Origin of the sequence: Italian clover phyllody phytoplasma str. MA1, assembly GCF_000300695.1 — a bacterium.
Lineage (GTDB): Bacteria > Bacillota_I > Bacilli_A > Acholeplasmatales > Acholeplasmataceae > Phytoplasma.
The window spans coordinates 1-236 of the sequence record NZ_AKIM01000088.1; the positions used below are offsets into that span (position 1 = coordinate 1).

The 236-nt window shown below is 22.0% G+C and carries 1 pseudogene; it reads right to left on the minus strand.

Annotated elements, in window-relative coordinates:
• Positions 1–183, minus strand: a pseudogene (locus RI01_RS02570) (hypothetical protein); the annotation flags it as partial.
• Positions 184–236: the final 53 nt, after the last annotated feature.

The window sequence follows — 236 nt, forward strand, 5'->3', positions numbered from 1 at the left end:
TTGACTTTGAGAGTTGATGTTATTTTGGTTAAAATAATGGTTTAATTGTTGGTAATTGGTTTTCATATATTCGTTAATAGAAAGATTAAAGGTGTCTTTGTTAAAAAAACATTTTAAGATTTCCACAGTTTGGATATTAGTATTAAATTGTTGAATATTAAAAAAATCTTGGTTATTTAACATTTGATATTCCTTTCTTTAAATAAAAAAAGACCTTTAAATTAAGGTCTTTTGTT